This is a genomic window from Streptomyces sp. NPDC006368 (assembly GCF_040612535.1).
Classification (GTDB): domain Bacteria; phylum Actinomycetota; class Actinomycetes; order Streptomycetales; family Streptomycetaceae; genus Streptomyces.
This window is the reverse complement of sequence record NZ_JBEXQK010000008.1, coordinates 163,858-183,516: the sequence shown is the minus strand read 5'-3', so window position 1 is coordinate 183,516 and position 19,659 is coordinate 163,858. Positions and strand designations below refer to the sequence as shown.

At 72.3% G+C, this 19,659-nt stretch carries 17 protein-coding genes and 1 pseudogene; 8 read left to right on the top strand and 10 right to left on the bottom strand.

Annotated features, from left to right (window positions below; translation table 11 throughout):
* The first annotated feature begins 40 nt into the window (after positions 1–40).
* Positions 41–1,654: a citramalate synthase gene (gene cimA / locus ABZZ38_RS09760; protein ID WP_356737566.1), complete on the top strand. Its 1,614-nt coding sequence runs from the start codon at positions 41–43 to the stop codon at positions 1,652–1,654.
* Positions 1,655–1,670: 16 nt separating this feature from the next.
* Here the strand turns inward: cimA and ABZZ38_RS09755 are convergent, their stop codons facing one another.
* From ABZZ38_RS09755 to ABZZ38_RS09745, 3 genes are read right to left on the bottom strand one after another with little or no spacing between them, the layout of a single operon-like run.
* Positions 1,671–2,003: an STAS domain-containing protein gene (locus tag ABZZ38_RS09755; protein WP_356737564.1), complete on the bottom strand. Its 333-nt coding sequence runs from the start codon at positions 2,001–2,003 to the stop codon at positions 1,671–1,673.
* On the bottom strand, positions 1,997–3,292 hold the full coding sequence (locus ABZZ38_RS09750; protein WP_356737562.1) for a SpoIIE family protein phosphatase: 1,296 nt from the start codon (positions 3,290–3,292) through the stop codon (positions 1,997–1,999). The genes ABZZ38_RS09755 and ABZZ38_RS09750 overlap by 7 nt, the downstream gene beginning before the upstream one ends.
* Positions 3,289–4,092 (bottom strand): alpha/beta hydrolase, encoded by an 804-nt coding sequence (locus tag ABZZ38_RS09745; RefSeq protein WP_356737560.1) that lies wholly within the window; start codon positions 4,090–4,092, stop codon positions 3,289–3,291. The genes ABZZ38_RS09750 and ABZZ38_RS09745 overlap by 4 nt, the downstream gene beginning before the upstream one ends.
* A 101-nt stretch (positions 4,093–4,193) precedes the next feature.
* Between ABZZ38_RS09745 and ABZZ38_RS09740 the strand changes: the two are divergent.
* From ABZZ38_RS09740 to ABZZ38_RS09720, 5 genes and pseudogenes are all read left to right on the top strand, one after another.
* Positions 4,194–5,333 (top strand): annotated as a pseudogene (locus tag ABZZ38_RS09740) (hypothetical protein); the annotation flags it as partial.
* Positions 5,334–5,602: 269 nt separating this feature from the next.
* Positions 5,603–6,343, top strand: coding sequence for a nucleotidyltransferase family protein (locus tag ABZZ38_RS09735; RefSeq protein WP_356737558.1), 741 nt, complete (start codon positions 5,603–5,605; stop codon positions 6,341–6,343).
* Positions 6,340–6,594, top strand: a complete 255-nt coding sequence (locus ABZZ38_RS09730) for a hypothetical protein (protein ID WP_356737556.1) — start codon at positions 6,340–6,342, stop codon at positions 6,592–6,594. The genes ABZZ38_RS09735 and ABZZ38_RS09730 overlap by 4 nt, the downstream gene beginning before the upstream one ends.
* Positions 6,591–7,373, top strand: a complete 783-nt coding sequence (locus ABZZ38_RS09725; protein WP_356737554.1) for a metallophosphoesterase — start codon at positions 6,591–6,593, stop codon at positions 7,371–7,373. Before ABZZ38_RS09730 ends, ABZZ38_RS09725 begins: the two co-directional genes overlap by 4 nt.
* Positions 7,374–7,447: 74 nt before the next feature.
* The gene (locus ABZZ38_RS09720) at positions 7,448–9,106 is read left to right on the top strand and encodes a catalase (RefSeq protein WP_356737552.1); all 1,659 of its coding nucleotides are present in this window, start codon (positions 7,448–7,450) and stop codon (positions 9,104–9,106) included.
* Positions 9,107–9,212: 106 nt separating this feature from the next.
* Here the strand turns inward: ABZZ38_RS09720 and ABZZ38_RS09715 are convergent, their stop codons facing one another.
* Positions 9,213–10,016 (bottom strand): SDR family oxidoreductase, encoded by an 804-nt coding sequence (locus ABZZ38_RS09715; RefSeq protein ID WP_356737550.1) that lies wholly within the window; start codon positions 10,014–10,016, stop codon positions 9,213–9,215.
* Positions 10,017–10,142: 126 nt separating this feature from the next.
* On the opposite strand from ABZZ38_RS09715, the gene ABZZ38_RS09710 reads away from it, so the two are divergent.
* A complete protein-coding gene (locus tag ABZZ38_RS09710; RefSeq protein WP_356737548.1) occupies positions 10,143–11,378 on the top strand; it encodes an aromatic acid exporter family protein in 1,236 nt (411 codons plus the stop codon).
* A 156-nt stretch (positions 11,379–11,534) separates the two neighbouring features.
* Here ABZZ38_RS09710 and ABZZ38_RS09705 read toward each other — a convergent pair whose 3' ends face one another.
* Entirely contained in the window at positions 11,535–11,948 is a 414-nt protein-coding gene (locus ABZZ38_RS09705; protein WP_356737546.1) for an SRPBCC family protein, read from the bottom strand.
* A 239-nt stretch (positions 11,949–12,187) separates the two neighbouring features.
* On the bottom strand, positions 12,188–13,702 hold the full coding sequence (locus ABZZ38_RS09700) for an MFS transporter (RefSeq protein ID WP_356737544.1): 1,515 nt from the start codon (positions 13,700–13,702) through the stop codon (positions 12,188–12,190).
* Between the two features lie 95 nt (positions 13,703–13,797).
* On the opposite strand from ABZZ38_RS09700, the gene ABZZ38_RS09695 reads away from it, so the two are divergent.
* Entirely contained in the window at positions 13,798–14,622 is an 825-nt protein-coding gene (locus tag ABZZ38_RS09695; RefSeq protein WP_356737542.1) for an SDR family NAD(P)-dependent oxidoreductase, read from the top strand.
* Between the two features lie 110 nt (positions 14,623–14,732).
* Here ABZZ38_RS09695 and ABZZ38_RS09690 read toward each other — a convergent pair whose 3' ends face one another.
* The 4 genes from ABZZ38_RS09690 to ABZZ38_RS09675 are packed head-to-tail and all read right to left on the bottom strand — an operon-like array spanning position 14,733 to position 19,396.
* Positions 14,733–15,776 (bottom strand): 2-hydroxyacid dehydrogenase, encoded by a 1,044-nt coding sequence (locus ABZZ38_RS09690; RefSeq protein ID WP_356737540.1) that lies wholly within the window; start codon positions 15,774–15,776, stop codon positions 14,733–14,735.
* 14 nt (positions 15,777–15,790) lie between these two features.
* Positions 15,791–16,405 (bottom strand): histidine phosphatase family protein, encoded by a 615-nt coding sequence (locus ABZZ38_RS09685; protein ID WP_356737538.1) that lies wholly within the window; start codon positions 16,403–16,405, stop codon positions 15,791–15,793.
* Entirely contained in the window at positions 16,402–17,886 is a 1,485-nt protein-coding gene (locus ABZZ38_RS09680; protein WP_356737536.1) for an FGGY family carbohydrate kinase, read from the bottom strand. The genes ABZZ38_RS09685 and ABZZ38_RS09680 overlap by 4 nt, the downstream gene beginning before the upstream one ends.
* The gene (locus tag ABZZ38_RS09675; RefSeq protein ID WP_356737534.1) at positions 17,879–19,396 is read right to left on the bottom strand and encodes an FGGY-family carbohydrate kinase; all 1,518 of its coding nucleotides are present in this window, start codon (positions 19,394–19,396) and stop codon (positions 17,879–17,881) included. The genes ABZZ38_RS09680 and ABZZ38_RS09675 overlap by 8 nt, the downstream gene beginning before the upstream one ends.
* Between the last annotated feature and the right edge of the window lie 263 nt (positions 19,397–19,659).

The following is a 19,659-nucleotide window of genomic DNA, read 5'->3' as shown; positions in this document are numbered from 1 at the left end:
ACCCCCTCCGGAGCCGTATCCAACAGGAGCCATCACCGTCATGACCACGGAGACCGACAGCCATTCCGTCGACGACAGCTTCCATGTCTTCGACACCACGCTGCGCGACGGCGCCCAGCGTGAGGGCATCAATCTCACCGTCGCCGACAAGCTGACCATCGCCCGGCACCTGGACGACTTCGGCGTGGGCTTCATCGAGGGCGGCTGGCCCGGCGCCAACCCGCGTGACACCGAGTTCTTCGCCCGCGCCAAGAACGAGATCCGCTTCCGCCACGCCCAGCTCGTCGCCTTCGGCGCCACCCGCCGCGCCGGCGGCAGCGCCGCGGCGGACCCGCAGGTCAAGGCGCTCCTGGACTCCGGCGCCCCGGTGATCACGCTGGTCGCCAAGTCCCACGACCGGCACGTCGAACTCGCCCTGCGCACCACCCTGGACGAGAACCTCGCGATGGTCGCCGACACCGTCTCCTACCTGCGCGAGCAGGGCCGGCGCGTCTTCGTGGACTGCGAGCACTTCTTCGACGGCTACCGCGAGAACCCCGAGTACGCCAAGGCCGTGGTCCGCACGGCGCACGACGCCGGCGCCGACGTGGTCGTCCTGTGCGACACCAACGGCGGCATGCTCCCCGCCCAGATCCAGGCCGTCGTCTCCACCGTCCTCGCCGACACCGGCGCCCGTCTCGGCATCCACGCCCAGGACGACACCGGCTGCGCCGTCGCCAACACCCTCGCCGCCGTCGACGCGGGCGCCACCCACGTGCAGTGCACCGCCAACGGCTACGGCGAGCGCGTCGGCAACGCCAACCTCTTCCCGGTCGTCGCCGCCCTGGAGCTGAAGTACGGCCGCACGGTCCTCCCCGAGGGCTCCCTCGCCGAGATGACCCGTATCTCGCACGCCATCGCCGAGGTGGTCAACCTGACCCCCTCCACCCACCAGCCGTACGTCGGCGTCTCCGCCTTCGCCCACAAGGCCGGTCTCCACGCCTCCGCCATCAAGGTCGACCCCGACCTGTACCAGCACATCGACCCCGAGCGGGTGGGCAACACCATGCGGATGCTCGTCTCCGACATGGCCGGCCGCGCCTCCATCGAGCTCAAGGGCAAGGAGCTCGGCATCGACCTCGGCGGCGACCGCGCCCTGGTCGGCCGGGTCGTCGAGCGGGTCAAGGAGCGCGAGCTCAAGGGGTACACGTACGAGGCCGCCGACGCCTCCTTCGAGCTGCTGCTGCGCGCGGAGGCGGAAGGCAGGGCGCGGCGCTACTTCCGTACGGAGTCGTGGCGCGCGATCGTCGAGGACCGCCCCGACGGCACCCACGCCAACGAGGCCACCGTCAAGCTGTGGGCCAAGGGCGAGCGGATCGTCGCCACCGCCGAGGGCAACGGCCCGGTCCACGCCCTGGACCTGGCGATCCGCGCGGGCCTGGAGCGGATCTACCCGCAGCTCGCCAAGCTGGAGCTCGTGGACTACAAGGTCCGCATCCTGGAGGGCAAGCACGGCACGCAGTCCACCACCCGCGTCCTGATCACCACGACCGACGGCGGCGGCGAGTGGTCGACGGTCGGGGTCGGCGAGAACGTCATCGCCGCGTCCTGGCAGGCGCTGGAGGACGCGTACACCTACGGACTGCTGCGGGCGGGCGTCGAGCCCACGCAGTGACCGCGCGCCGGCCGGGTCAGGCGCTGTCCGTCGTGGCCCGGCCCGGCTCCAGTCCCAGGATCTCGTCCAGTCCGACGAGGCGCAGCACGCGCCAGGTGTGCTCCGGGACGCCGACCAGAGCGAGCTCGGCCCCTGCCGCCGCCGCGTGGTTGCGGGCGACGAGGAAGGCCGTGATGCCGCTGGAGTCGCAGAACGCCAGGTTCGCCAGGTCCAGGACGAATCGCTGACCGGCGGTCAGGGCGACGGCGGCCAGCGTCTCGCGGAAGCGCGGCACCGTGTGGAAGTCGAGATCGCCGTCGACACGGAGGACGGCTCCGTCGGGCGTGGAGGCGGTGGTGAGGTTCAGCATGGTGGCGTGAGGGTGTCGTGTCGGGCGGTGAGGGCGGGTACACCGAGGGAGAGGATGGCGGTGTCGTCGTCGAGACCGTCACCGAATCCGTCGAGCAGGTCGGCCAGCGACCTGATCGTGGCCTGTGCGGCCGACGGTGCCAGCTCGCCGGCCAGGGCGAGGAGCGCTTCGTCCCCGTAGCGTCCCGCGGCGGTACGGGCCTCGGTCAGGCCGTCCGTGTAGAGGACCAGGGTGTCGCCCGGACCCAGGTGGGTGCGGGCGATCGCTATGTTGGGCGTCGGCAGGATACCGATGAGCACGCCCCCGGGTGTGGGGAGGTAGGCGGCGCTGCCGTCGCCGCGCAGCACCAGCGACGGGGGGTGGCCACCGCTGGCCACGGTGACGTCGAAACCGCCGGTCCCGGGCGGGCCGGGTTCGAGCAGGCCGAAGATGACGGTGCAGTAACGGGGATCGCCCCCGGCGTACTGCTCGCTCAGGACCGTGTTCAGGGTGCGCAGGACGGCCTGCGGGTTCGGGTCGTTCATCGCCGCCGCGCGCAGCGAGTAGCGGGTGAGCGAGGTCAGGGCCGCCGCTTCGGGCCCCTTGCCGCACACGTCCCCGAGGAAGAAGCCCCAGCGTCCGCCCCCGAGGTCGAAGAGGTCGTAGAAGTCGCCGCCGAGGTGGTCGGGGGAGGCGGTGTGGTAGTGCGCGGCGGCCTCCAGCCCGGGTACCTCGGGCAGGCTGGGCGGCAGGAGACTGCGCTGGAGGGTGGCCAGGACCCCCTGGAGGCGTTTGCGGTCCTGCTCGGCCTGCCGGCGTGCGGCCTCGGCCGCCCGGCGACCGCGCAGCAGCTCTTCCTCGTACGAGCGGCGATCGCGCGCGTCGGCGACGGTGGTGCGGATCAGCAGGGGCTTGCCGTCCTCGGCCTTCTTGACCGTGGAGGTGATCAGGACGGGTATGCGGGTGCCGTCGGCCGCTCTGAGCTCCAGGGCGATCCCGCGGACCTCCCCCTGCATCCGCAGCAGCGGCGCGTAGTGCGTCTCGTGGTACAGCTTGCCGCCGACGGTCAGCAGGTCGGTGAAGTGGCGGCGGCCGACGAGGTCTTCCCGCCGCAGGCCCAGCCAGGTGAGCAGCGTGGTGTTGACCTTGGCGATGGTGCCGTCCAGCAGGGTGGACAGGTAGCCGCAGGGGGCGTTCTCGTACAGGTCTTCCACGCTGTCCTCCAGCATGCCCGCGAAGACGGCCTTCTCCCGGTCATGGCCGCCCGCGGCGCCTGAGGTGGTGGTGCCGTGTCCCGAGCCGTCCGTCACAGTTGTTTCCTGACGAAGGCGGCGATCGCCTCCGTGGTGGCTTCCGGAGCGCTCAGCTGCGGGCAGTGACCGGTGGCCTCCAGCGTCACCAGGCGGCTGCCCGGGATCGCGGCGTGGACGTACGCCCCGACCTCGCGCGGCGCGATGGCGTCCTCGGCGCACTCCACCACCAGCGTCGGGACCTTCACACGGTCCAGGTCGTTCCTGCTGTCGCTCAGGAACGTCGTCCGGGCGAAGACGCGGGCGATGTCCGGGTCGGTGCGGCAGAAGAGGTTGGTGAGCTCCTCGCCCAGCTCGGGCCGGTCGGGGTTGCCCATGATGACGGGCGCCATCGTCGCGGACCAGCCGAGGTAGTTGGCGTCCAGCGCCTCCAGCAGCTCGTCGATGTCCTCCCTGCTGAATCCGCCCCGGTACCCGTCCTCGTCGATGTAGTACGGGGAAGGCGTGAGCAGGACCAGCTTCCCGAAGAGCGCGGGCTCCTTCGCGGCCGCGAGCACGCCCACCATCGCGCTCACCGAGTGACCGACGAACACGGCGTCCCGCAGGTCCAGCTCCCGGCACACGTCCAGCACGTCCTCGGCGTACCCCTCCAGCGAGGCGTACCGCTCCTCGCGCCACGCGCTCAGGTCCGACCCGCCCGCGCCGACGTAGTCGAAGAGCACCACGCGGAACTCCTCGGCGAGGGCGGGGGCCACCAGGCGCCACAGATTCTGGTCGCAGCCGTAGCCATGGGCCAGGACCACCACCGGGGCGTCTTCCGGGCCGATGACCTTCACATTGTTCCTGCTGCGAATATCCATGCGATGCATCCTCCCATTCATGGGGGGTAGGCCCCAGGGAGAAAGCCAAGAAGATCTGGTGAGCTATGTCTCCTTCGTCCCGATTCGGGTAGCGTCAAAGTATGAGGACCAGGCCGTTCCCCCTGTTGTCGGCCCTGGCGGGGCTGGCATTGATGCTGCTCATAGCCCTGGCCCCCTCCGCGGGGGCGAAGGCCACGGGCCTGGACGACGCCGCGGCGGCCCTGAAACAGGGCCCGGTGTACGTCCACCCCGCGGCCACCGACCAACTGCCGCCCGCCGCCGCCGACGCGCTGGCGCAGCGGATCAAGAACGCGGACAAGCCGATCTTCGTGGCTGTCCTCCCGGCGACCTCCGAATTCCCGCCCGACCGGCTCCTGGCGAACCTGCGCACCGAGACCGGCATCACCGGCGTCTACGCGGTCCGCCTCGGTGACGGCTTCAACGCCGGCGCCGACCGGGCCGTCCTGTCCAACCAGGCCGTACGGAACATCGTGAACGCCGTCCGCCAGCCCGGCGCCGACGCCACCACCGAGCTCAACAACTTCGTCGACCAGGCACTCCCCAGCGTCCGAGGCTCCGCCCCCGACTCATGGGCCGGAGTCCCCGGTGACGAGGTCCCGGTCGGCGGCCTGATCACCCTCGGCGCCGTCGCGGCGGCCGGCGGGGCCACCCTCGTCGCCGTGAAGCGCCGCAAGCGGCAGAGGCGCGAGGCGGAGGAGCGCGAGGCGCTCGACCGGCTCCGCGTGGTCGTGGACGAGGACATCACCGCGTACGGCGAAGAGCTGGACCGGCTCGACTTCCACCCGGCCGAGAAGGGCGCCGACGACGCGATGCGCGCCGACTACGAACGGGCGCTCGACTCGTACGAGAAGGCCAAGACGCTGATGGCCGGAGCCCGGCACCCGCATGACGTCAGGGGGGTCACCGAGGCCCTGGACGACGGACGCTACGCGCTCGCCGTCCTTTCCGCCCGCCGCGAGGGCCGCCCGCTTCCCGAGCGGCGGGCACCCTGCTTCTTCGACCCCCGCCACGGCACGGCGGCCACCGAGGTGCAGTGGGCGCCGGCGGGCGGGGCGCTGCGCGACGTGCCGGTGTGCGCGGCGGACGCGGCCCGGATCGCGGAGGGCCAGGACCCGATGGCCCGTACGGTCGACACCGAGTACGGCCGCAGGCCGTACTGGGAGGCGGGCCCGGTGTACGGCCCGTGGGCCGGCGGGTACTTCGGCGGCGGGCTGCTGCCCAGCCGGGTACGGCGGGTCGAGGGCGTAGCCGACGGTGTGGCCGCGGATGTCGGCGGTCACCGGCCTGGTGACCGGGCAGTACGACGGGACGACGACCGTCACCGCTCCGACGGCGGCCGGGGCGGCCGGTTCGCCACGTGCGGCGACGCCGGCGCGGGCCTCGGCCCGGCCCGTACACCTGAGCCCGCGCGTCGGAAAGTGCGGGGATCCTTCCGCGGAACGCGGGTACCCGATCCGCCTCCCGCAGACGACGAGGAGGACCGAGCACCGTGAGGAACCACTCGCACGACGCCACCCACCCCGGCGGACCGGTCGTGTCGGCGGAGCCGGACCCGGCGGCCGAGCCGGCCGGGCTGCGGCTGGCCGGGGGCAGGGCGGTCGAGGAACCGCCGGGGGCCGTCCCGCCGGGTGGCGGTGGGGCGGCCGACGACGCCTGGCGGCCGCCGAACCGGATGCAGGCCATCTTGGAGGCCACCAAGCAGGTGGCCGGGCTGCTGAAGAGCGCCGGGCACCCCTTCGCCCTGGCCGGCAGTGTCGCCGCGTACGCGCACGGCGTGCCGGCCAGCCTCCAGCACGACACCGATTTCGCGATCCTGCGCGAGGACGCGAACGCCGTGGCGCAGGAGCTGGAGAAAGCCGGGATCGAGGTGTACAAGCCGCCGGAGGACTGGCTGATCAAGGCCACCGCACACGGCGAGAACATCGACCTGATCTTCGAGCTGGCCCGCCATCCGGTGACGCCCGACCTCCTGGGCCGGGCCGAGATCCTGCCGGTGGACTCGGTACGGATGCCGGTGCTCGCACCGACCGACCTCGTCGGCAGCCTGCTGGCCGCCTTCTCGGAGCACCACTGCGACTTCGGCGCCGTACTCCCGATCGCCCGGACCCTGCGGGAGAAGATCGACTGGGACCTGCTGCGGCGCGAGAACCAGGGAGCTCCCATGCCCGAGGCGTTCCTGTACCTGCTGGAGCGCCTGAACGTCATCGAACCACGGGAGGGAGCGCCATGAGCGCGGCCGACACCGCCGAGTACCGCATCGCCCATCTGCGGGACCGGCTGGCGAGCGAGGACATCGCCGAACTCGGCGTGCGCATCGAGCAGCGCGGGACGAACGTGATGCTGTACGGCACCGTCTCCAGCGCCGCCTGCCGTGCCGAGATCCTGCGGATCGCCCAGGAGGAACTGACCGGGCTCCCCCTGCGGGAGGACCTGGTCGTGGCCTCCGCCAGTCCGCCCGACCACTCCGAGGAGCTGTCGTGATCCGAGTAGCAGCCGTCGGCGACATCCATCTGGGACCGGACAGCGCCGGAACGCTGCGACCCGCCTTCGAGACGCTGCGGGAGTGCGCGGACCTGTTGCTGCTGGCGGGCGATCTGACACGGCACGGCACGGCCGAGGAGGCGGAGGTCGTCGCCGGGGAGGTGGCCGGCCTGGGTGTGCCCGTGGTGGCGGTGCTCGGCAACCACGACTACCAGAGCGACCAGGAGGCCGAGGTGGCGGCGGCGCTGGACCGGGTCGGCGTCACCGTGCTGGAGGGCGAGGGGACGGTGGTGAACGTCGACGGGGTGCACGTCGGCATCGCCGGGACCAAGGGGTTCGGCGGCGGGTTCGCCGGGCGCAGCGGCGGCGAGTTCGGCGAGCCGGAGATGAAGTCGTTCATCCGGTACACGCGCAACTGCGCGGACGCGCTGCGCGGGTCGCTGAACACGCTGAAGGAAGCGGGCTGCGCGGTACGGATCGCCCTGACGCACTACTCCCCCGTGACGGACACGCTCGCGGGCGAGCCGCTGGAGATCTATCCGTTCCTGGGGTCCTACCTGCTGGCCGAGGCGGTGGACGAGGCGGGCGCCGACCTGGCCGTGCACGGGCACGCGCACATGGGTGTCGAGCACGGCATGACCGGCGACGGGGTCCGGGTGCGCAATGTCGCCCAGCCGGTGATCGGCCGGGCCTTCGCCGTCTACCACCTGGCGGTGCACACGGCCGGCGGTGACGGGGACGGTGCGCGGACGCGGGAGCGCACGGCGGTGGCACGTTAGGCGGCCCCAAAGCGGGGGTAACGGAGGATACTGCGACACAACGGATGAAATCCCATAATAAGGAGCCGAGGATCGTGACCGACGTTTCGAGCCGGGGCCCCGCGCCCGGCGACGACCGGAAGGTACTCACCAACCGGCAGGGCCACCCGGTCTACGACAACCAGAACCAGCGCACGGTCGGCGCCCGCGGCCCGGCGACGCTGGAGAACTACCAGTTCCTGGAGAAGATCAGCCACTTCGACCGGGAGCGCATCCCCGAGCGCGTCGTCCACGCCCGCGGAGTCACCGCCTACGGCTACTTCGAGGCGTACGGCGCCTGGGGCGACGAGCCGATCAGCCGCTACACCCGCGCCAAGCTCTTCCAGGAGCGCGGCAAGCGCACCGACCTGGCCGTGCGGTTCTCGACGGTGATCGGCGGCCGGGACTCCTCGGAGGCGGCTCGCGACCCGCGCGGGTTCGCCGTGAAGTTCTACACCGAGGACGGCAACTGGGACCTCGTGGGGAACAACCTGGGTGTGTTCTTCATCCGGGACGCGATCAAGTTCCCGGACGTGATCCACGCGCTCAAGCCCAACCCGGTCAGCTTCGAGCAGCAGCCGCGCCGGATCTTTGACTTCATGTCGCAGACCCCGGAGGCCATGCACATGCTGGTCAACCTGTTCAGCCCGCGTGGCATCCCGGCCGACTACCGCCACATGCAGGGCTTCGGCGTCAACACCTACAAGTGGGTCAACGCCGAGGGCAACACCGTCCTGGTCAAGTACCACTGGATGCCCAAGCAGGGCGTGCGCAGCATGACCGAGGAGGACGCGGCCAATGTGCAGGCCCAGGGCCTGGGGCACGCCACGAAGGACCTGTACGAGGCGGTGGAGCGCGGCGAGTACCCGGAGTGGGAGCTGCTGGTCCAGATGATGGAGGACCACGAGCACCCGGAGCTGGACTTCGACCCGCTGGACGACACCAAGACGTGGCCGGAGCAGGAGTTCCCGCCGAAGCCGGTCGGGAAGATGGTCCTCAACCGGATGCCGGAGAACTTCTTCGCCGAGAACGAGCAGATCTCGTTCGGCACCGGGGTGCTGGTGGACGGCCTGGACTTCTCCGACGACAAGATGCTGGTCGGCCGGACCTTCTCGTACAGCGACACCCAGCGCTACCGGGTGGGCCCGAACTACCTTCAGCTTCCGGTCAACCAGGCCAAGAACGCCGACGTGCGCACCAACCAGCGCGACGGCCTCATGACGTACCACGTGGACGGCGCCGGGGAGAATCCGGACGTCAACTACGAGCCGTCGATCAGGGGTGGGCTGCGCGAGGGCGAGTACCCGACGCACGACGAGCAGGGCCCGGAGATCCGGGGCCGGCTCACCCGCAAGCGAATCGAGCGGACCAACGACTACATGCAGGCGGGGCAGCGTTATCTGCTGATGGAGCAGTGGGAGCGCGACGACCTGGTGCACAACTTCGTCAATCTGCTGAAGCAGTGCGACCGGCCGGTCCAGGAGCGCATGGTGTGGCACTTCCTGCTGGTCGAGAACGACCTCGGCCTCCGGGTCGGCGAGGGCCTCGGGATCAGCCCGCAGGACGTCGCCCATCTCGAACCGCTCGCCAGCCAGGACCTCACCGAGGAGGACCGCAAGCGGCTGGCGAACCTCGGGGAGAACCCGCCCCGGGACGTCGAGGGGCTCACCATGACGCACTGCGTGCCCGATGAGCGGCATGTCGTGACCCGCTGACGAGCGGGCCGAACGGGGCGCACCGACGACGACACGGACGACAACGGCACAGGTGAAGGGGCCCGCCGCAAGGCGGGCCCCTTCACCTGTGCGCCGGGGCCGGGAATCAGGGGCGGCGCCAGTCGTCGCTCCTCAGGTGCGAGCCCGCCTGCGGGCCCATCCGCAGCATGCCGCCGTCCACGACCCACGAGGCGCCGGTGACGTACGAGGCGTCCTCGCTCGCCAGGAACGCGATCACCGAGGCCACCTCACGGGCGTCGCCCGGCCGCCCCAGCGGGACACCCGGCCGGGACTTCTCCGTGACGTCCTCGTCCTCCTGGCCGGTCATGGGCGTGGCGATCTCGCCGGGTGCGACGGCGTTGACGGTGATGCCGTGTTCCGCCAGCTCCAGGGCCATCACCTGGGTGAGCAGCCCGAGGCCGCCCTTGGCCGCGCAGTAGGGCGCGGCGCCGACCCGTGGCTGGTGCTCGTGCACGGAGGTGACGTTGACGATCCGGCCGCCGCCGCCCTGGCGGATCATGCGGCGGGCGGCGAGCTGCCCGCAGAGGAACGGCCCGATCAGGTCGACGTCGATCACGCCGCGTACGGTCTCGTACCCCATGTCCAGGAAGGGCGTGGCCGTGCCGGTGCCGGCGTTGTTCACCAGGACGTCGACGCGGCCGAGTTCGTCCGCGAGCCGTTCGACGGCGTCGGCGGCGTCCGGCAGCCGCGTCAGGTCCATCCGGGCGAGGGCCGCCCGGCGCCCGTGGGCCCGTACCTCCTCGGCGGTCCGCCGCGCGCCCTCCTCGTCGGTGTGCCAGGTGATGCCGATGTCCATGCCCTGGGCGGCGAGCCGGACGGCGGTGGCGCGGCCGATGCCCGAGTCCGCGCCGGTGATGACGGCGACAGGGGCGGGGGCGGGTGAGTTCATCGCTCCTCCTCGACTGTGGTCAGGAGTTCTGGCGGTACCACGTCGCGGCGACGGCAAACGCGAGCGTACGGGCGGTTCCTGGGACTGGTGTGCACTGAGTGGCTGATGATCGGGCAGTGGAATGAGATGCCAGAAGTATCAGCTCCCGTGATCAAACTGGTGCGGCGGACGACCGAACCCGTCGCTGTACAGACCATTCGCTCGACCGCCGCGGCCGTCATCTCGTTCGTCGTCGCCCTGGCCGTCCTGCCCGACCAACCGGCGCCCCTGACGGCGCCCCTGACCGCGCTGCTGGTCGTCCAGGTCACCCTTTACTCGACCTTGACCACCGGCGTCCGGCGCGTGAACTCGGTGGTCGTCGGCGTGCTCATCGCCATCGGCTTCAGCGCCCTCGTCGGGCTGACCTGGTGGAGCCTCGGCCTGACGATCTTCACCTCACTGATCATCGGCCGGTTCGTGAAAGTCGACGAGTTCGTGCCCGAGGTCGCGATCAGCGCGATGCTGGTCCTGGGCGTCTCCCAGATCGCCTCCATGGCCTGGCACCGGGTGCTGGAGACCCTGATCGGTGCGGGCGTGGGGCTGCTGTTCAACCTGCTGTTCGCACCGCCCGTGTGGGTGCAGACCGCCGGTGCCTCCATCGACGGGCTCGCCCGCGGGATGGGCCGGATATTCCGCACCATGGGCGACGAGGTCGGCGAGGGGCACATCCCCTTCGCCCACGCCGCGGCCCGGCTGCACGAGGCGCGGCGGTTGGACCACGACATCGTGGAGGTCGACGCCTCGCTCCGGCAGGCCGAGGAAAGCCTGATGTTCAACCCGCGCGTGCGGGAAGGGCTGCTGTCCCGGATCGTGCTGCGGACCGGGCTCGACACCCTGGAGATCTGCGCCGTGGTACTGCGGGTGCTTACCCGCACCCTGACCGACCTGGCGAGGTTCCGCACCGAGGAGTCCCTCTTCCCGCCCGACGTGGCGGCCTCCCTGCAGCAGTTGTTCGGGCAGATGGCCACCGCCATCGAGAGCTTCGCCCGGCTCATCACCACACAGGTGGCCGCCAACGCCGAGCAGGCCGAGGAGGCGCTCACCGAGGCCCTCGCCGCCAGCCGCGCCACCCGCGACCGGGTCGCCGACCTGCTGCTGGAGGACGTGCAGGAACACCCCCGGCAGTGGCAGCTGCACGGCGCCCTGCTCGCCGAGGTCGACCGCATCCTCGACGAACTGGACATCGACAAGCGCACCGAGCGCCTCACCCAGGAGCTCGACCGGCACTCGGCGGAGGTGCGCGAACGGTACCCCCGGCTGGTGGCCCTCGGTCGGCGGCTGCGCGGCGGCGGGGCGGAGCGCCGCCCCAGCGTCGAGGCCTGAGCCTCCCGTACGCCCGTCCGGCCCGGCCTCGCTTTGCCTGCTCGGCGCGGATGTGGCGGAGCGGGCGTGGGCGTGTCTGCGCGACAAGGCCGCGGCGGTGCTGTGCGCGCCGCCGCGGCCCCCGCGCGCCCGAACGGCCCGCCCGTACGCGTCGGGTCAGCCGGCGGCGTTGTCGACGCGCAGCCGGACCTGCTCCTCCAGCCGCTGGAGGCTGCTGTCCAGGGCGCCGGACACGGCCTGCTCGCCGGGGTCGTGGCTCTCGTCGAAGAACGACAGGTGAACGGTCACCTCGCTCGCCCCGCTGCCGATGCCCGCCACCTGGAGCCAGCCGGTGTAGCCGCCCTGTTCGCGGGTGCCCCATTCGAGCCGCATCTGGTCCGGCCGGGCGCGCAGCAGGGCGGGGGTGTCCTCGTCGGTGCGGTCCTCGTGGACGGTGACGGCCGGCAGGTCCCCGGCGTGCACGTGCAGGTCCTCCGGGAGCCAGCTGTCCAGCTGCCCGACGTTCGAGGCCTGGTCGAAGACCTGCTCGGGCAGGGCCGGCATGGTGCGTGAGCGCTCGTACTCGGTCATCGCTGTACCGCTCCTCGGCTCGGGGTCGTCGTTCGAGGCACGAGTTCCCGGCGCGGGCGAAGTGAAGCGGACCGAATGCGGGAGGGGGCACCCGGCGCGCGAAGGGAAAGCCCCGGCTGGACGGGGGAACCAGCCGGGGCAGTCAGGGGGTTGGTGAAGGCTCCTTCACCACTGGATGAACGATAAACCACTTTCGCCCGGGGATGCCAATCGGCTCCCCCGGCGCCGGCGCGCGGTGCTCAGAGCGCCGACTGAGGGGCCGTACGGGACGTGGGCGCCGAGCCCGTACCCGCGGACTGCGCGGCCTGCGCCGACAGCGGGGTCGCGATGTCCTCCAGCGACTTGCGCTCCGCGGCGACGGCGAAGAACAGCGCCACCACCCCGCCGATGACCATGAGCGTGGCACCGACGCAGAAGGCGAGCACCGTGTCGGCGACGACACCGCTCTCCGTGAGGTTCGCGAAGATCAGCGGCCCGGAGATACCGCCGGCGGCGGTGCCGATCGCGTAGAAGAACGCGATGGCCATTGCCCGCGTCTCCATCGGGAAGATCTCGCTCACGGTGAGGTACGCGGAGCTCGCGCCCGCCGAGGCGAAGAAGAGGACCACGCACCAGCACGCCGTCAGGGTCGTCGCGGTGAGCCACCCGTTTCCGAACATCCAGGCCGTGACGTAGAGCAGCGCCCCGGACAGCAGGTAGGTCCCGGCGATCATCGGCCGGCGGCCCCAGGTGTCGAAGAGCCGCCCCAGCAGCAACGGGCCGAGGAAGTTGCCGAACGCGATCACCGCGAAGAAGTAACCCGTGGAGCCGCTGGGGACGTCGAAGAACTTCACCAGGATCGCGCCGAACCCGAAGGTGATGGCGTTGTAGAGGAACGCCTGCCCGATGAAGAGGGCCAGGCCCAGCACCGACCGCCGCGGGTAGGCGCTCACCAGCGTCCGGGCGATCTGCACGAACCCGACGCTGTGCCGCTGCTTGATGGTGATCGAGCCGGCCGGCTCGGGCAGCGGCCTGCCGGTCTCCCGCTCGACCTCCCGTTCCACGTCCGCCACGAGCTGCTCGGCGCCCTCCGACTTGCCGTGGATGAACATCCAGCGCGGGCTTTCGGGGACGTGCCGGCGTACCAGGAGGATGACCAGGCCGAGGACGACGCCGAGGCCGAAGGAGATCCGCCAGCCGATGTCCTTGGGCAGGATGTCGGTGTCCAGCAGGACGACGGAGAGCAGGGCACCGCCCATCGCGCCGAGCCAGAAGCTGCCGTTGATGATGAGGTCGACCCGGCCGCGGTACTTGCTGGGGATCAGCTCGTCGATGGCGGAGTTGATGGCCGCGTACTCACCGCCGATGCCGAAGCCGGTGAGGAAGCGGAAGACGAAGAACCACCAGGACGAGAACGACAGCGCGGTCAGCGCCGTGGCCGCCAGATAGACGGCCAGGGTGATCAGGAAGAGCTTCTTGCGGCCGAAGCGGTCGGTGAGCCAGCCGAAGAACAGCGCCCCGACGCAGGCGCCGGCGACGTAGAGCGCCGCGGCCACGCCGGTGACCTGCGCGCTGCTGATGGCGAGCCCGCTGCCCTCCTCGGAGAGGCGGCTCGCCATGTTGCCGACGATGGTCACCTCGAGGCCGTCGAGGATCCAGACGGTGCCCAGACCGATCACGATCATCCAGTGCCACCGTGACCATGGCAGCCGGTCCAATCTGGCGGGGACCTTCGTCGTGATGGTCCCGGTCGTCGACTGCCCGAGCTCGCTCATGGTCACCTCCGAGGCGTAGTGGCCGCTCCCGGGTACCCGATGATCAATCAGGCGAAACGGCGTCTGTTCGCCGTCCACGGGGGTACGCGGGGACCATGCGGACCGTCAGACCACTGGCCGTCGTGACCGGCGCCTCCAGCGGCATCGGGCGCGAACTGGCCGGGACCTTCGCCGACCACGGGTTCGACCTCATCGTCTGCGCGGAGGACGCCGCCCTGGCGGACGCGGCGCGCGAGCTGCGCGGGCGTGGCGCGGACGTCACCGCGGTACGGGCCGACCTGGCGACGTACGACGGTGTGGAACAGCTGTACGCCGCGGTCGCCGCGACCCGGCGGCCGGTCGCCGCGGCGGCGCTGAACGCGGGGGTGGGGATCGGCGGGGCGTTCGTCGACAACGACCTCGCCGACGAGGCCCGCGTCATCGACGTCAACGTCAGCTCGACGGTGCACCTGGCCAAGCGGCTGCTCCCCGGCATGGTCGACGCGGGCGGGGGCCGGCTGCTGATCACATCCTCGCTCGTGGCCACGACGCCGGGCTCCTTCCAGGCCGTGTACAACGCCTCGAAGTCGTTCCTGCAGTCGTTCGCCCAGGCACTCGCGAACGAGCTGAAGGACACCGGTGTGACGGTCACCGCGCTGATGCCGGGCGCCACCCGCACCCCCTTCTTCCACCGCGCCGGCATGGACGACACCCGCCTCGGCCGGATGACGGCCAAGGACGACCCGGCGCGGGTCGCCGAGGAGGGCTTCGAGGCGCTGATGCGCGGCCGGCACAAGGCGGTCGTCGGGTCCGTGCGGAGCAAGGCCCTCGGGGCGGCGACGAAGGTGCTGCCCGACCGGCTGAAGGCCGCGGGACAGCGGTTCCTCTCCGAGCCCCGCCCGCGGCGGCGTCGGCGCCCGCCGCGGGGGCCTCGGCGGTGACGGGCCGCACCGTCCCCCCGCGGAAAATGGTCTTTCTGTGGGGGCTGCGCCCCCACTCCCCCGACGCGGCGGCTTCGCGCCGCGTCCGCACCCTCCGTCGCCCGCGGCGGTCAGCGGCGGTACACCTCCGGGTTGGCGCAGTGGGCGAGTTCCTCGCCCCGGAGGAAGCGGCCCACCTCCGCCGCGACGATGCGCGCCGCCTTGTGGGCGACCTGGCGGCTGGCGCCGGCGATGTGCGGGGTGAGGACGACGCCCGGCGTGGACAGCAGACGGGCGCCGGCGGGGACGGGCTCGACCGGGAACACGTCGAAACCGGCGCCCGCGAGACGACCCGAGTCCAGCGCGTCGCACACCGCCTCGTAGTCGACCAGCGCACCGCGCGCACAGTTGACGAGGACGGCGCCCCGGGGCATCGAGGCGATCTCGGCGGCCCCGATCATGCCGGTGGTCTCCTCCGTCACGCGCGCGTGCAGGGAGACGATCCGGGAGCGGCTCAGCAGCTCGTCGAGGGGGACGAGCTGCGCGATGCCGTCCACCGCCTCCGGCTTCACGTACGGGTCGTGGACGAGGACGGTGGCGCCCATGGCGACGAGCACCCGGGCCACGCGTGAGCCGATCGCGCCGAAGCCGACCAGACCGACGAGGGAGCCGTCGATCTCGATGCCGCAGGCGTCGTAGTCGTAGTAGTCGCCGCGCCAGGTGCCGTGCTTGAGGTCGGTGTGGACGTCGCCGACGCCGCGGGCGGCGGCGAGGATCAGGGCCAGGGTGTGTTCGGCGGTGGCGACGGCGTTGCGGCCGGGGGCGTAGCAGACGGCGACGCCGTGGCGGGTGGCCGCCTCCAGGTTGGCGTTGACCGGGCCGCCGCGGCTGACGCAGAACAGTTCCAGGCCGGGGCAGGCGGCAAGGACGCGCTCGGTGAGCGGCGCCATCTGGGTGACGCAGATCCGGGCGCCGCTCAGCGCCTCGATCATGTCGTCCTCGGTGCCGGACGCCTCGTCCACCTCGGCGACCCGGCCGAAGGGGGTGTGCGGCCAGGGCAGCCGGGTTTCGCGTACGTCGAGGTCGGCGCCGGCGGGCGCGGCGGCGCGCAGTTCGGCGGTGAGCAGGCCGGGCAGGACGAAGTGGTCGCCGGCGGCGAGGACGGTGGTGGTCACGGTGGGATCTCCGGTCAGTGGGCGGTGGCGGGCGCGTTCAGCCGCAGCAGGGACGCCTGTCCCCCGGGCGGCAGCCGCAGTTCGGTCAGGGCGCCGTTCTCCAGGGCCGGGAAGACGTCGCGGTAGCGGGCGAGCGGGATGCCGAGGAGCTTGCACAGCACGAGGCGTACGAGGGTGGAGTGGGCGACGACGAGCACGCGGCCGTCGGGGAGTTCCCGCACGGCCTCCTCCAGGCAGGCGATCGCCCGGTCGGCCGCCGCCGCGGGGTCCTCGCCGCCGGGCAGGTGGTGCGCCACGGGGTCGTCGAGGAAGGCGGCCAGCTCGTCGGGGAACGCCTCGGCCATCTCGGCGCGCGTCAGCCCGTCGCCGCGCCCGAAGTCCACCTCGTAGAGCCGCTCGTCGACGCGCGGGGTGAGCCCGAGCGCGGTCGCGGCGGGTTCGGCGGTGAGCCGGGCGCGGGACAGCGGCGAGCAGAGCACGGCGTCGAGGCGCTGTCCGGCGGCCCAGGTGGCGAGGTTGGCGGCCTGTTCGCGGCCGAGTTCGGTGAGCGGCACGTCGGTGCGGCCGGCGTAGCGGTTCTCCGCGTGCCACTCGGTCTCGCCGTGGCGTACGAGGACGAAGTCGGTCACTGCTCGGCCTTTCCGCGCGCGTGGGCCGCGACGGACCGGTCCAGCCAGCCGCGTCGGGTGAGTTCGTCGACGAAGTCGAGGTAGACGGGGGTCAGCCGGGCTGTGCGGGACGGGTCGGGGGTGAGTTCCTCGCGGACGCGGACCATGCCGGCCGCGGCCTCCTCCAGCGTGGCGCCCGACGCGGTCGCGGCGAGGACCGCCATGCCGGTGGCGCTCTCCGCGTGTTCGGGGAGGCCGGCCGGGCGGCCCAGGACGTCGGCGCGCAGCTGGGACCAGTAGCGGTTGCGGGCGCCGCCGCCGGTCAGGGTGAGCGGGCCGGTCACGGGGGCGCCGATGTGGTCGAGGTAGTCGAAACAGAGGCGTTCGACGCAGGCCACGCCGAGCAGGCAGGCGTGGAACGCCTCCGCGTCGCCGGACACGTCACCGAGGACGAAGGGGGTGGCGCCCGGGGCGTGGAAGGGGAAGCGTTCGCCGCCCGCGCCCACGAGGGGGTAGGCCACGGCGGTGGAGCCGGTGGCGGCGGCGCGTGCGGTGAGGGTGTCGAGGTCGGCGCCGGGGAAGCGCCGGGTGAGGACGCCCGCGCCGCTGCTGGAGGCGCCGCCGGGCAGCCAGGTGCCGCCGGGGCCGCGGTGGCAGTAGACCACTCCCCCGGGGTCGCGTACGAGGTGGGGGCTCGCGCCCTTGAACACGAGAGTGGTCCCGAGGACGGAGTTCCAGGCCCCGGCGGTGAGCGCTCCCGCGCCGATCTGGGCGGCGCAGCCGTCGGTCATGCCGGCGACGATCGGCGTACCGGTCGGGATGCCGGTGGTCGCGGCGGCTTCCCCGCAGACGGTGCCGATGACCGTTCCGGGCCGGGCGACCCGCGGGAGCAGGCCGGAGGGGACACCGAGGGCGGCCAGTTCGGCGTCCGGCCAGCGCTCGTCGGTGAGGTGGTAGCCGGTCTTGAGGGCGTGGCTGGCGTCGCTCGCGACCTGGCGTCCGGCGAGCCGCCAGGTGATCAGGTCGGCCTGGTGCAGCAGCCGGGCGTCCGGGAAGTCGGTGTTGTCCAGCAGCCACAGCAGTTTGGGCAGCGCCCAGGACGGCTGCATGGTGCGGTAGCCGAGCTCCCGCCAGACCCGGGATCCGGTGGCGTTGACGCGGTCGGTGTACGCGCGGGCGCGCCCGTCGTCGTACATGAGGCCGGGGGTCAGCGGCCGGCCCCCCGCGTCGGCGAGCAGGATGGTGCCGGAGGTGGCGTCGACGGCCAGGCCGCGTACGCGCGCGGGGTCGATGCCGGTCAGGGCCTCGCGGCAGGCGCCGGCGAGCGCGGACCACCACTGTTCGGGGTCCTGCTCGTGCCGTGGACCGTCGCGGTGGCCGGTGACGGTCCGGGAGGCGGCGGCCAGGAGGCGGCCGGTGCCGTCCACGGCGACGGCCCGGGCGCTCTGGGTGCCGAGGTCGAGGCCGAGGTGGACGGCGTCGGCGGAGAGGGCGTCAGACATGCGGTGCTTTCTGTACGGCGGGGGCGGCGGGCGCCGGCGCCCAGCCGAGGGAGCGGGCGGCGTCGCGCCAGATGAGGAACGAGGTGTAGAGCTCGTCGTAGCGCTCGGCACGCCCGGGGTCGGGTTCCCACGCGGAGCGCATGCGGACGTAGGTGGCGGCGGCGGAGTGCATGCTGCTCTCGGCGCCGGTCAGGACGAGCCCGGTCAGGAACGCGCCCTTGGCGCCCGGTTCGGAGTCGGCGCTGCGAGCGGTGGGCACCCCGGTGACGTCGGCGATGAGGCGGCACCACGGGTCGCTGGCGGAGCCGCCGCCGCACAGGCGCAGTTCGTGGACGTCGGTGCCGGAGGCGCGCAGGCAGTCGCGTACGACGAGGGACAGCCCTTCGAAGACGGCGCGGGCGAGGTCGGCGGGCGTGTGGTCGAGGGAGAGGCCCCAGAAGGTGCCGCGGGCGCGGGGGTCGAGGAACGGGGCGCGTTCACCGGCGGGTGAGAGGTACGGCAGGAACGCCGGTCCGCCCGGGGCGGGTGCGGTGGAGAAGGCGAGTTCGCCGAGGGCGGCGGGGCCGTCGGCGGCGAGGACGCGGGAGGCCCAGTCGAGGACCTCGGTGCCGGAGAGGGTGGGGAAGGCGCGCAGGACGCGTTCGCGGCCCCCGTAGGCGATGTTGATGCCGCACGGTTCGCCGGTGGTGTCGACGTGCCGGGTGACGATCTCGGTGCAGAGGGTCGTGCCGAGGATGGCGCACGCCTGGCCGGGGTCGACGACGCCGGCGCCGCGGGCGGTGGCGGCGATGTCGTACGGGGCCATGACAACGGGCAGGCCGGCGGGCAGGCCCAGCTCGCCCGCCGTGCGGTGGGTGATCTCGGCGACGCGCTCGTGTTCGCCGAGGACGCGCGGCAGGAGCCCGGCGTACGGGGCGAAGTCGAAGAGGTCGAGGATGGCGGGGTCGTAGTCGCCGGTGGTGTGGTCGAGGAAGGGCGCCGACGCGTCGGACTCGTCGATGGCGGTGACGCCGGTGAGCTTCAGGAACAGCCAGCCGGCCGCCGTCAGGGCCGTACGGGAGCGTGCCAGGCGCCGCGGGTCGTGGGCGGCGAGCCAGCTGATCACCGCGTTGGGCATGCCGCTGCAGGTGAGGGAGCCGTTGCGGCGGTACGCCTCGTCGAGGACGCCGTCGGCGGCCCAGCGGGTGAGCAGGTCGCCCGCGCGGCCGTCGGACCAGAGGACCGCGGGGCCGGTGGGGTGGCCGTCGGCGTCGACGAGCCAGCAGCCGTCGCCCTGGGCGGTGAAGGCGACCAGCCGGACCGGGTCGTGGCCGGCGCCGTGCTGGGAGAGCGCGCCGCGCACGGTGGAGACCACCGCGTTCCACACGGCGGCCATGTCCTGTTCCGCCCAGCCGGGGTGGGGGCGCAGCACTTCGGTGCCGATACGGGAAAGCGCTGTTTCCTGCCCCTGGTCGTCGAAGACGACCGCTTTGATGACCGACGTGCCGACGTCGATGGTGAGAACCGACATGAGTGGAATACCTGCCCCTTCGCACTTGCGGACGCCAGGGAAACGTGCGGCCGGGCGAAGCGTCAATCGGCCCGGGAATTATCCCGTGACCGGCCGTGGCCGCGGTGTGAGATCGCCGCTCGGCACCGCTCCGCCGGGCGGCGGGGGCCCGCTTCCGCCGTGTTAAGTTCACGTGAGGTTCGCATCACGCCGTCCCCCACGTTCCCGCTCGGCCGCGCGCCTGTCCACCACCGTGGGTGGAGTGAACCGGAAAGGAGCCGGAC